We start from the raw sequence: 11,699 nt of genomic DNA on the forward strand, positions 1-11,699 counted from the left end.
AGGTTAGGAATCATGAATAAATATTATGCAGAAGCGTTTGGTACCTTTTGGTTGGTACTCGGTGGTTGTGGTAGTGCTGTGCTAGCCGCAGGTTTTCCTGAAGTGGGAATTGGTCTACTTGGTGTTGCTCTGGCTTTTGGTTTAACCGTCCTGACAATGGCTTTTGCCATTGGTCATATCTCTGGCTGCCATTTAAACCCTGCTGTGACTATTGGCCTATGGGTGGGGGGGCGATTCTCAGCGAAAGAGGTTATCCCTTACCTTCTTTCTCAAGTCTTTGGTGGCGTGATTGCGGGCGCAGTACTGTATGTGATCGCAACAGGTCAAATGGGTTTTGATGTCGCAGCCTCTGGTTTTGCCGCCAATGGTTTTGGTGAACACTCACCAGGTGGTTATTCAATGACCGCTGCACTGGTTTCTGAAGTGGTTATGACCATGATGTTTTTGATCGTTATCATGGGGGCTACGGATTCTCGCGCACCACAAGGCTTTGCCCCTATTGCTATTGGTTTATGCCTAACCCTGATCCACTTGATCTCGATTCCTGTCACCAATACATCAGTCAACCCAGCTCGTAGTACAGCTGTGGCACTTTTTGTAGGGGATTGGGCCACATCACAACTTTGGCTATTCTGGGTTGCACCGATTGTTGGTGCTGCTCTAGGTGCATTAATCTACAAGCAATTATTAGGTCGCCAATCCGCATAATGGATTGATGAAATGATAACCTCAAGGCTCCATCATTACGATGGGCCTTGAGAGAAAAGAATTAAAAACCGGAATGGAGCTTTTGTCGCCCCAGTAATGAATGAGATAGCGTAGTACCATCCACCAACTCTAACTCGCCCCCCACAGGCACACCATGTGCAATACGGCTGACCGATATTTGGTGTTCATGGCATAACTCAGCAATGTAATGCGCGGTGGCTTCCCCTTCGACCGTCGGATTTGTTGCCAGAATCACCTCGCTGATCCCCCCTTTCTGCAAACGAAAATCCAACACATCCAGACCAATATCACTAGGGCCAATCCCATCAAGTGGGGAAAGGTGACCCATTAACACAAAATAGCGGCCTGAATATTGTCCCGTTGCTTCTAAAGCGGCGATATCGGCAGGGCTTTCCACCACACAAAGTTGGCCATTTTCTTGTCGTTTCGCATTACGGCAAATATGACAGACGTCTTCCTCGGTAAAGGTTCGACACTCGCTGCAGTGGCCAATCTCAACCATCGCTTGGCTGAGGACATCAGCAAGCTGTAAGCCACCTTTTCTATCTCGCTGTAACAAATGAAAGGCCATACGCTGTGCTGACTTGGGGCCAACCCCAGGCAGACAACGTAAGGCCTCCATCAAATGCTCCAGCATATGACTGCTACGCATTATTCATACTCAGGTTTAAAATGGCATTTTCATACCCGGAGGAAGCTGCATTCCACCGGTAATGGCTGACATTTTTTCTTTCTGAGTCTCTTCAATTCGGCGAGAGGCATCATTAAAAGCGGCTGCAATCAGATCTTCCAGCATCTCTTTATCGTCTTCCATCAAGCTTTCATCAATTTCGACACGACGTACACTATGGCTTCCCGTTACGGTAACTTTAACCAAGCCAGCACCCGATTCACCGGTGATCTCCATATTCGCTACTTCTTCTTGTAGCTTTTGCATACGTTCTTGCATTTGTTGGGCTTGCTTCATTAAGTTGCCCATACCGCCTTTACCAAACATAGTTATCTCTCTGGTTTTTCTTCAATCGTTTGAAATAAATGGGGGCAAAATTAATCAATCTCAACCCCACTCGTTAAATAGGTCGAACGCTTTGTTTATCAAATTCAGCATTGAAACGACGCTCGATAAATTGCACGTTCGGATCTTGTATCAGGCTCTCTATCGCAAAAGCGAGTTTTTGTTGATACAAACGTTCTCTTAGCTCTAGTGGCGTTTCCCCCTCTTCCCCAATGGTCACGGTTAACTGACACGCTTCCCCCAATTGCTCATTAATGGCTTGTAACAGCTCACTTTGTGCTTTATCAGTATTGAGATGAGCGTGGGAAGATCGCAAAGTTAATACGATAGATGAACCCTGCTTTTGGTATGTGGAATTTAAAGCCAACTGCTCAACTAATTTTGCCGTTTCTAACCGCTGTATCAACGCAGCCCATTCATTGAGTTGAACAGATTCTGCAATCAATTTTTCCGCCATCTCAGGTGTTTTTTCATGCTCTAGCGCTTGCTTTATTTGGGTGGGCGTTAGGTCATTGTTTATCGAGGAGGCAGGCTCTATGTCGAGTGAAGGACGCCATTGATACATTTGTTCATCAGGCTGCGCTTGTTCAGTCGGTTGAAGGCTCGGCGACATCGGCATCGTTGTCGATTGGCTACGTTGAGCCAGTCGTTCTAATACTGATGGTGGTTTTGCTGATGCCGCACTAGGCTTTTTTGGCGTACTCCCTTTCGGGGTAAGCCCTTGGCGCTGAGAGCGCAGTTGGTGCCGCAACCCCACAACCGGGGAAGTAGAACTCGGTATTGAGCTCGAGACGACAGGCTCAGATTCTTGTGCCACATTATCTTCGGCTAAAGGCTTAGACGGAGATGCTTGAGTCGATGGGGCTTTGGGTTCTGATGGTACTTGAGGCTCTGACGAAACAGAAGGCACCATGTTCGTCACTGGCGATGAGGCCATGGCATCCGTGGCATGTTGAGATGCCAGTGAATTCACAACCGAAACGCGTGAAGGTCGAAAAGCCATCATTCGTAATACAATCATCTCAATACCAATTCGTGCTGTCGGCGCGAGCGGAAGATCATCCCGCCCTTTCAACACGATTTGATAATAGAGTTGAACATCCTGTGGGGCTAATGACTGTGAAAGCCCTCTGATTTTCTCTGCATCTGGCTGTAACTTATCAACACTAGATGGTAAGGCTTGGTACATCGCAATCCGGTGTAACTGCGTTGCACATTGTTGCAGTAAACCATCCCAATCCACCCCATTATGAGCAAGAGACTCAATACAACTCATGGCCAGTTGAGGTTGTTTACTGCTAATTGCCTGCAATAAAGTTAATGCTTGGTCAGTATCTAGCGTACCCAACATATGGGCCACCATGTCATACTGAATATAACCATTGCCAAGAGCAATGGCTTGATCAGTCAAACTTAATGCATCACGCATACTGCCATCGGCTGCATGAGCAATAAGTGACAGCGCTTTAGGGTCTCGCTCAACCTGTTCAGCTTGAAGAATATGCTCAAGTTGCTGTTGAATATTTTCAACCGTGATCGGTTTTAAGTGAAATTGTAAACAACGGGATAAAATCGTGACGGGCAACTTCTGTGGATCGGTCGTTGCTAGTATGAATTTCACATACTCTGGCGGCTCTTCCAGCGTTTTGAGTAACGCATTGAAACTGTGGCGAGACAGCATATGAACTTCATCAATAAGATAAACCTTAAAACGGCCTCGAGCGGGTTTATATTGAACATTATCTAGTAAGTCACGGGTATCTTCCACTTTCGTTCGAGAAGCGGCATCAATTTCCAATAGATCAACAAATCGACCTTGATCAATTTCTTTACACGTCGAGCATTGCCCACACGGTGTTGACGTAATTCCCGTTTCGCAGTTCAGCCCTTTAGCAAACAAACGTCCAATGGTCGTTTTACCGACACCTCGCGTACCACTAAACAAGTAAGCGTGATGAAGTCGATTTTGCGTTAAAGCATTTTCTAGAGCAGTTAATACATGCGCTTGGCCGACAACTTCTTTAAATTTAGTGGGACGCCATTTTCGCGCTAAGGCTAGATAACTCATGAAACCTTCCGTTTTGGCTATTTAGTGGCCTTCAAATTCACAAAGACTGAAAACATGTAAACCTAAACGTTCAAGACGCTTATCACCACCAATTTCGGGCAAATTAATCACAAAGGCAGCATGTTCAACCTCACCACCAAGGTTACGAATCAGCTTGGTCGTAGCTTCAATGGTGCCACCTGTCGCTAGTAGATCATCTACAACCAATACTTTATCCCCGGGCTTGATGGCATCCACATGGATTTCCAAAGTATCCGTCCCATATTCAAGTTCATAAGACTGAGCGATCGTCTCTCTCGGCAATTTGCCTGGCTTACGCACAGGAACAAACCCCACACCTAACTCTAATGCCAGCGGTGCACCAAATAAAAAGCCACGGGCTTCTGTTCCAACGACCTTGTCAAATCCCATCGGCTGATACTTTTCAACCAATAGTTGAATGGTCGCGTGATAGGCTTTGGCATCTTCCAATAAGCTGGTGACATCTCGAAATAAAATGCCTGGTTTTGGATAGTCTTGGATACTCTTGATGCTTGATTTAATAAAAGAGAGAGTTTCGGTTGTCATAGCTCAATTAACTTCGATTGGCTCACCATAGCTTAGGCTACTGGTAAGAATTAGCGTTCTATGCACGTTCATGTGTATGCATACTAAAAAACAAAGGCCCACTCGAAGAGCGGGCACACTTCCCCATAATGCTAGTGATTTTCTGGTTGATTAGCAACTAACTCATACGTGGGTAAGCGCACAAACCAAGCAATCAAGACCACAAGGCCGATAAAGAGCAGAATTTTTAACCACAAATGGGGCACAATGGCGATAGAAAAAGCGAAGCTAATAAGAATGAATACACAACCACGCCGTTTTACTTGCTTAGAAACGGCTCTATGTTGTTGCCAATTGATTAAGATTGGACCAAATAAGCGGTGATGATGTAACCAATGATAAAACTTAGGGCTACTACGAAAAAAGCAAGCGCTGGATAAAAGAATAAAAGGAGTGGTTGGAAGAAGTGGTAAAACAATACCCAATACGCCGAGACAAAGACTCAGCCCACCAACAATATTAAGTATCAGATGCCGAATATTGATGATGGACCTCGCTTATACTTAAACTAAAATCCTGAATATCCGTTAACAACACGAATCCACGTTAATAACGCAGGTAGGGTTGGGATCAGGAGAGCGGCGATAAAACCTAAAAAATAAAACACATTATAGGGTTCTTTAAATACTTTGTCTGCCATTGATATCCGTCTCTTTTGCTCGGTCTCTATAAGGATTACTGTTGTGATTAAGTAACGCATTTGTTAAAAACCACATCTAGTGCAATATACCTTAAACGAACAAAGACAAACACAGACAAAACATAAGGTTATTACCTTCTCGAACCCAGTACTTGGCGTTCTGTTACTAGCTTTGAATGCCTTGATAAATATCGAGGGTAAAACTACTGCTTCCCAAACAACTTACTGAAATTTGGCAACCCCGATGAATGGGCAAATCCTTAGTAATAAAGTTCTTCAGGCAGTTTTCTCCTAACTTCATGCCAGAACCAATCGTGTGCATGGTATAACCATTTGACCACTGGCACGCTAGACCGGCAGGTAATAGTGATACCGCTCCCTCTGTTAAGTCAGCTAAACCAAATAAAGCGGACATCGAAGTCCCCCCTTCAGAACATTCAATACCTCGTTCAAAAATACTGGCCAGATCTTTTAAATCTGCACTAAAACTGCGTAAATTACGGAGATAGTCATTAAATAAGGCTCGAACTAATAATGTGCTGGCGACCCCTAATTCTTCATCACTGGATGAATCAATAATATAAAAGATGAGTTGCCCGTTCATCAGCCATGCATAATCGAACACCAATGGCATCACATCGGTTGACTGTAGTAATCGATAACTGCATTTCCAAATCCCTTGTGCTGTATCATTTTCGGGTAATAATGCTTGTAAGAGTTCTTTGGCTGTATTCGGGTTTTCTCGCAGGTATTCTAAATGCCAATGGAGCTCTTGTTCTTCTGGCACTTCACCTCCACCCTCAACTCGAAACCATTGACTGGCAAAGTCCCGTTGGTCACACAAATGATGGGTTGCATCTTCCAAAGTACTTTTGATAGCACAGCGCAAATATTCATGGTTACCAATGGGCTTGGGTAAAAAATCTTTAATTCCATAGCGAAGTGCTTTGGCTATCTCTGCCATTTCATCTGTTGCAGAAACAACAATCAGTGGTAATGATGGGTACTCAAGGCTGACTTCTTCAACAAACTCAATACCGTTTAAGACTGGCATCGACAAATCACACAGAACCAGATCCGGCTCATTACTGCGTAATTTTCTCAAACCATCAAGGCCATCTTCCGCTTCAACCACTTTATATCCCTGAGCAGAAAGATAACCACTGGTTACCCGTCTAAAAATGGGATCATCATCCACCAGCATAATCAACGTATCCTGTTCCGGTGGTTTTTCTGATCGCTTATTCTCTCTCATATAGTTTTTATACATAGCGCCGACCCTACTATGTGGTTACTTGCCCTGTTCAAATGCATTCCGACAGCCGGTAACCCGTAATGTTATTTTTAATGATACTGAACAGTAATTACCTCAATATTGCCGCACTTTATTCTGTATATTGATAACAAGCTAGCGATATAAGAAGGTCTTTTACCTTACTTACAAAATAGTCATGAAATAAGATTTATACAAATATTCCTCTTTGTACCATCGTTGCATACTATATGTATGGAATATCACGAATCGTCCAACAAGTTGATATGACGCAACCTTTATATGAAGATATCCGTATAAATTACTTAAATTCTCAAGATAATGTGGCAGGAATAATGAAATTAGATGATCTTAATCTCTTTCGACTGGTTGTCGAACATGGTAGCTACACCGCCACATCTCGTAAAACGATGATTCCTGTTGCTACCATTACTCGACGTATTCAGGCATTAGAAGATTCTTTAAATCTTCGGTTATTAAACCGTCACGCTCGTAAATTATCTTTGACCGAAGCGGGTGAACGTTTTTTTCGAGATTGCTCACCACTACTTGAACGTCTCGCCGCAATGGCTGAAGAAATCACTGACGAATGTCGGGGCGCCTCCGGTACGATTCGACTCTCATCGCCTTCTAACTTAACCAAACGGATGATGATGCCCATGTTTAATGAATTCATGCATCAATATCCAGAAATCAGCCTTGATCTCACCACCAGTAACCACGCCGACCAATTAGACCCCACAGAATGGGATGTCATTTTTCGAGTTGGCCCTCAACGAGACTCAAGCTTAATTGCCAGAAAAATTGGTGAAGTCAAAGATATTTTAGTTGCTAGCCCTCACTATCTAGCAAAACAGCCAGAACCCGTCCATGCCGAAGACCTCTCCCATCACTCTTTATTAAAAGGTGAACCTTTACTCAAATGGCAATTGGTTAATAGCCAAGGGGAACACGTCATTAATAATGACCATGGACGCTTTCAATCCAATGCGCTGAATGTCATTCGCAGTGCTTGCTCTGATGGGCTAGGAATAACGTTAATGCCCGATGTTATGCTGAAAGAATTTCTTGCTGATGGTAGCTTAGTGCGCATTCTACCCGATTGGAGTGCAAACCCTCGTGATATCTATATGCTATATAACCATAAAGATCATTTACCAGAAAAAGTGCGTTTATTTATCGATTTTGTGATTGCTTACCATATCCACTAATCTTGTTTTGTATCCAAATAAAAAGAGAGCAAATGCAATACTTGCTCTCTTTGTGCCTTTTTTTGTTAATAAAAAGATAAATTAGTAAAAGGTTTCGTCTAAACCTGCCCGAGTCACTAGCCCATCACAAGGGGCAAAATGATCGCCATACTTTTGTGCATGTTGGTTCATCATTTCCACCAGCGTTTTTAACCCGAGTTGGTCCATATAACGGAATGGTCCTCCGAGAAACGGGGGAAAGCCTATGCCAAAAATAGCACCGATATCACCATCTCTGGCGGAATGGATAATACCATCATCGAGGCATCGAACCGCTTCATTTAACATAGGCAGGACACAACGAAGCGCAATCTCTTTATCACTCCACTTCGATTCAGGAGTCAGCTTCAAGAGTTTGTAGACCGACTTATCCACTTGCTTCTTTTTACCCCCTTTGTAAGAGTAAAAGCCTTTTCCTGTTTTTCGCCCTTTTCGATTATCATTCAGTAACGCTTCAAAAACCTCTGGTCCTTGAAAACGCGGCCCAAGCTCATTGACCAATATTGGCATGATTTTCGATCCAACATCGATCCCAACTTCATCTAATAAGGTAATGGGGCCAACCGGAAAACCAAAGTTGAGCAGTGCGGCATCAATTTTCTCTATCGGCTCACCTGCCAACAACACTTTTGCTGCCTCATTCATATACGGCGCAAGAATACGGTTTACATAAAATCCAGCACAGTCTTTAACAACAATCGGCGTTTTCCCTTGTTGCTTGGCTAAAGCAACAACCGTCGCAATCGTATCAGCGGAAGTGGTTGAATGAGGGATCACTTCGACCAAAGGCATTTTTTCAACGGGACTAAAATAATGCAGGCCGACAATATTCTCAGGCCGTGCTGCTTTTTCCGCAATTTTTTTGATAGGCAATGAGGAAGTATTGGTTGCGAAAATCGTATCAGGCTGAGCGTGTTGCTCTACCTCCGCCACCATTTGCTGTTTGAGAGGCAGATCTTCAAACACCGCTTCAATCACAACATCCAAATGTTGAAAGCCCGTAAAATCTGTCCCACCTGATAGTTTCATCATCTGACTCTGTAATTGAGACTTACTGATAATTCTCCGTTTACGCTGCTTATCAAACAGTTTGTAGTTATAGCTTAAGGCATTAAGAATACCGTCATTAGAAACATCTTTAATTCTTACTGGCAATTTTGCTTTAGCCACACTGACATGACTGATCCCAGCGCCCATTAAGCCCCCACCCAACACGCTGACACGTTGGATATCACGAGGCTTCGCATCACTGCCGTACTCTTTTTTCATCTCCGTAGTAGCAAAAAAGATCGACCGCAATGCTTTCGATTCTGGAGTCATGACCAGCTCACCAAAACGAGTGGCTTCTTTGGCTAACCCCGCTTTAAAGCCTTTATCCAACCCGGTTTCAATGACCTCTAAAATGGCATCGGCAGCCGGATAGTTTCCTCGTGTTTTTTGTGCTGTCTTCTTACGGGCTTGATCAAATATCACTTTACGACCGAACCCTGTGTTAGCCATCAATTTTTCTTTTACTGATAACGTCACTTTGCCACGCTTCTTACCTTTATCCGTGATAAAACGCTGTGCAACATCCAACAAAACACTTTCAGGAACACAAGCATCCACCACGCCAAGCTTCTTCGCTTTGTTGGCTCTTAGCTGTTTCCCCGTTAGAATCAAATCCAACGCGGGCAGTAGACCAATCAAACGAGGCAAACGCTGAGTGCCTCCTGAACCGGGCAGCAACCCTAACATCACTTCAGGTAAACCAAGCCGTGTTTTATCATCATCGCTACACACTCGATAATCACAAGCTAAGGCGAGCTCAAGTCCACCGCCAAGGCAAGGGCCATGAATCGCGGCCACGACAGGAAAAGGGAAGGCTTCTAATTGCTGAAACATTTGTTGACCCTGAGTCGCCAACGATTGCGCTTCTGAAGCAGATCGACAAGCATCTAACATGCGAACGTCGGCTCCTGCAATAAAGTTATCAGGTTTTAACGAATAGATAATCAACCCTTTTAACTGTTTTTTTTGTTCATCTAGCTGTTTAAATACGTCTTGCATCTCCTGCGCAAATGCCGCTTGCAAGGTATTCATCTTTTCTCCAGGCACATCGATAGCCAACCATGCGATATGCTGATCATCTATTTTTAAACGAAATGCTTTTGCCTCGCTCATTACTCGACCTCCAAAATCATAGCTGCCCCGAGTCCACCAGCAGCGCAAGCCGTATTCAGTGCTAACCCTCCCCCACGACGCTGTAATTCACGCAGTGTTTGGGTAATCATTCTTGCTCCTGTCGCAGCAAAAGGGTGCCCATAGGCAATCGAACCGCCCAGTACATTAAACTTATCAATGTCAACCTCACCAATCGCTTTGGCCCGGCCTAAATACTGCTGAGCAAATTGATCGCTCGCAAACATCTTTAAATTCGCTAATGTTTGTGCAGCAAAAGCTTCATGCATATCAATCAAGGTGAGATCGCTCAACTCAATACCTGCACGCTCTAGAGCGAGTGGCGTCGCATAAGAAGGCCCCATCAACATATCTTTTTCGACACCAATAGCAGAAAAGGCATAAGAACGGATATAGCCCATCACGGGAAACCCCAGATCTTTGGCTCGGCCTTCGCGCATTAAAATAATGGCAGCCGCACCATCGGTTAATGGGGTACTGTTGGCCGCAGTTACCGTACCATATTGACGGTCAAAGGCCGGACGTAACTTGGCATACCCTTCAACGGTAGAATCAAAGCGGACATTATTATCTTTATCGATCCATGCCTTATAAGGTTCTGGAAAAGCCGTTATCACTTCTTCGCGGATCTTTCCTTCATTCCAAGCTTTTGCAGCAAGAATATGAGAACGGTGGGCGAGTGCATCTTGATCTGAGCGAGAAATCCCGTGGGATTTAGCCATTTGCTCCGCCGTTTGCCCCATTGAAAGACCGGTTGAATATTCTGCAACCGCTGGAGGAACAGGCATGAGATCTTTAAAAGAGAGAGCAGTTAGAATTGAAAATTTTTGCCTTAAGCTTTTCGCTTTACTTAAAGCCAGTAAACTGGCGGCCAGCTTTTTAGACACACCAATAGGCAAAACAGAGGAGGAATCGGCCCCACCAGCGATACCAATATCAATCGTCCCCGCCATAATACTTTCGGCTACATTTACCGCCGATTGAAAACTGGTTGCACAAGCTCGTGTCACACTGTAAGCATCCGTGTGAATATTCATACCCGTTCCCAATACGATCTCCCGTGCAATATTGGGCGCTTCTGGCATCTGTACCACTTGTCCAAAAACCACTTGTTCTATTAAGCGGGGATCGATATCCGTTCGAGTGAGCAGCTCACTCACCACCATCTTGCCTAACTCTACTGCGGGGATTTGAGAAAATGCCGTACTTTGGCGTGCAAATGGTGTTCTTAACCCTGCAACAATGGCGACACGTTCACCAGAACGCGTTTTCACTTCCTGCTTGCCCATTATTTCTCCTTAGAATAAGAGGTCTGACCTGACAAGCATTGTAATCAAATTGTTACACCAATCAAACAAGTGTTTAAATAAACGTGATTTCGGCAGCGAAAGAAAGCAAAAAAAAACCACACAGAACTGTGTGGTTGGAATGTATATAAAGCAATTAACTTACGCCAATTGAAATAATCAGTTTCCTGATTAGGAGAAAGTAAAGTCAGCCTTCAAAAGGAAGTGTCATCTTGCTCAACATGTCAGCCACAAGGACCAACGAGATGACAAGGGGTACTATAACGTCTTGAGGGTAGGATATTTTGAATTAGATCAATTTTATGCCCGTTTCCCCTCTCTTGTGGAACTAAAAATTGATTCAGGACAAACTCTGATGACTTTATAAACGCCATGAAATTTCCAACAAAAAAATGAACCTTTTTAAATCTTCCCGTCTCTCTTTACGATCCCATCGCCTTGACCCACTATAACCACCTTTTTAACCGATTCCCCCACCCCCACCATAGAGCTAAAACTCTACAATTAACGATTTATTTACAATTTAATGCCAATTGGGTAGCATTTGTGAAACTTTAATCTCTCATTATCCAATGGTCGGATTTCTATCTCTTATACTAGCGTCTAGTATCAGCCACCAAATGAGTAAAT

Annotated in this window: 11 protein-coding genes; 2 read left to right on the forward strand and 9 right to left on the reverse strand. The window is 44.0% G+C overall.

Annotation, left to right across the window (positions count from 1 at the left end; translation table 11 throughout):
- Positions 1 to 12: 12 nt before the first annotated feature.
- Entirely contained in the window at positions 13 to 708 is a 696-nt protein-coding gene (gene aqpZ / locus B5D54_RS02710) for an aquaporin Z (protein WP_078924947.1), read from the forward strand.
- A 61-nt stretch (positions 709 to 769) separates the two neighbouring features.
- Here the strand turns inward: aqpZ and recR are convergent, their stop codons facing one another.
- The 7 genes from recR to B5D54_RS02740 form a co-directional block, all read right to left on the reverse strand.
- Positions 770 to 1,381, reverse strand: coding sequence for a recombination mediator RecR (gene recR / locus B5D54_RS02715; protein ID WP_078924948.1), 612 nt, complete (start codon positions 1,379 to 1,381; stop codon positions 770 to 772).
- 15 nt (positions 1,382 to 1,396) lie between these two features.
- Positions 1,397 to 1,726 carry a YbaB/EbfC family nucleoid-associated protein gene (locus B5D54_RS02720; protein WP_078924949.1) on the reverse strand — a complete coding sequence of 110 codons (330 nt, stop codon included), beginning with the start codon at positions 1,724 to 1,726 and terminating at the stop codon, positions 1,397 to 1,399.
- A 73-nt stretch (positions 1,727 to 1,799) separates the two neighbouring features.
- Positions 1,800 to 3,812 carry a DNA polymerase III subunit gamma/tau gene (gene dnaX / locus B5D54_RS02725; RefSeq protein WP_078924950.1) on the reverse strand — a complete coding sequence of 671 codons (2,013 nt, stop codon included), beginning with the start codon at positions 3,810 to 3,812 and terminating at the stop codon, positions 1,800 to 1,802.
- Positions 3,813 to 3,833: 21 nt separating this feature from the next.
- Positions 3,834 to 4,379: an adenine phosphoribosyltransferase gene (apt, locus tag B5D54_RS02730; protein WP_078924951.1), complete on the reverse strand. Its 546-nt coding sequence runs from the start codon at positions 4,377 to 4,379 to the stop codon at positions 3,834 to 3,836.
- Positions 4,380 to 4,510: 131 nt separating this feature from the next.
- Entirely contained in the window at positions 4,511 to 4,876 is a 366-nt protein-coding gene (locus B5D54_RS02735) for a YbaN family protein (protein ID WP_078924952.1), read from the reverse strand.
- 50 nt (positions 4,877 to 4,926) lie between these two features.
- Complete coding sequence (locus B5D54_RS17420) at positions 4,927 to 5,058, reverse strand: hypothetical protein (RefSeq protein WP_115173977.1); 132 nt, start codon at positions 5,056 to 5,058, stop codon at positions 4,927 to 4,929.
- A 166-nt stretch (positions 5,059 to 5,224) separates the two neighbouring features.
- The gene (locus B5D54_RS02740; protein WP_078924953.1) at positions 5,225 to 6,328 is read right to left on the reverse strand and encodes a response regulator; all 1,104 of its coding nucleotides are present in this window, start codon (positions 6,326 to 6,328) and stop codon (positions 5,225 to 5,227) included.
- A gap of 338 nt (positions 6,329 to 6,666) precedes the next feature.
- Here B5D54_RS02740 and B5D54_RS02745 point away from each other — a divergent pair, with 338 nt between their 5' ends.
- The gene (locus tag B5D54_RS02745; RefSeq protein WP_078924989.1) at positions 6,667 to 7,542 is read left to right on the forward strand and encodes a LysR family transcriptional regulator; all 876 of its coding nucleotides are present in this window, start codon (positions 6,667 to 6,669) and stop codon (positions 7,540 to 7,542) included.
- Positions 7,543 to 7,623: 81 nt separating this feature from the next.
- On the opposite strand, the gene fadJ is transcribed toward B5D54_RS02745, so the two are convergent.
- Complete coding sequence (fadJ, locus tag B5D54_RS02750) at positions 7,624 to 9,744, reverse strand: fatty acid oxidation complex subunit alpha FadJ (protein WP_078924954.1); 2,121 nt, start codon at positions 9,742 to 9,744, stop codon at positions 7,624 to 7,626.
- On the reverse strand, positions 9,744 to 11,051 hold the full coding sequence (gene fadI / locus B5D54_RS02755; protein ID WP_078924955.1) for an acetyl-CoA C-acyltransferase FadI: 1,308 nt from the start codon (positions 11,049 to 11,051) through the stop codon (positions 9,744 to 9,746). The genes fadJ and fadI overlap by 1 nt, the downstream gene beginning before the upstream one ends.
- Positions 11,052 to 11,699 lie beyond the last annotated feature (648 nt).

This window comes from Vibrio cincinnatiensis DSM 19608, assembly GCF_900167345.1.
In the GTDB taxonomy this organism is placed as follows: Bacteria; Pseudomonadota; Gammaproteobacteria; order Enterobacterales; family Vibrionaceae; genus Vibrio; species Vibrio cincinnatiensis.

Bases quoted from the DNA above. Each gene is read 5' to 3' on its own strand.
- apt (WP_078924951.1), bottom strand. From the start codon at position 4,379: ATGACAACCGAAACTCTCTCTTTTATTAAATCAAGCATCAAGAGTATC.
- dnaX (WP_078924950.1), bottom strand. From the start codon at position 3,812: ATGAGTTATCTAGCCTTAGCGCGAAAATGGCGTCCCACTAAATTTAAA.
- B5D54_RS02745 (WP_078924989.1), top strand. From the start codon at position 6,667: ATGAAATTAGATGATCTTAATCTCTTTCGACTGGTTGTCGAACATGGT.
- fadI (WP_078924955.1), bottom strand. From the start codon at position 11,051: ATGGGCAAGCAGGAAGTGAAAACGCGTTCTGGTGAACGTGTCGCCATT.
- aqpZ (WP_078924947.1), top strand. From the start codon at position 13: ATGAATAAATATTATGCAGAAGCGTTTGGTACCTTTTGGTTGGTACTC.
- fadJ (WP_078924954.1), bottom strand. From the start codon at position 9,744: ATGAGCGAGGCAAAAGCATTTCGTTTAAAAATAGATGATCAGCATATC.
- B5D54_RS17420 (WP_115173977.1), bottom strand. From the start codon at position 5,058: ATGGCAGACAAAGTATTTAAAGAACCCTATAATGTGTTTTATTTTTTA.
- B5D54_RS02720 (WP_078924949.1), bottom strand. From the start codon at position 1,726: ATGTTTGGTAAAGGCGGTATGGGCAACTTAATGAAGCAAGCCCAACAA.
- B5D54_RS02740 (WP_078924953.1), bottom strand. From the start codon at position 6,328: ATGTATAAAAACTATATGAGAGAGAATAAGCGATCAGAAAAACCACCG.
- recR (WP_078924948.1), bottom strand. From the start codon at position 1,381: ATGCGTAGCAGTCATATGCTGGAGCATTTGATGGAGGCCTTACGTTGT.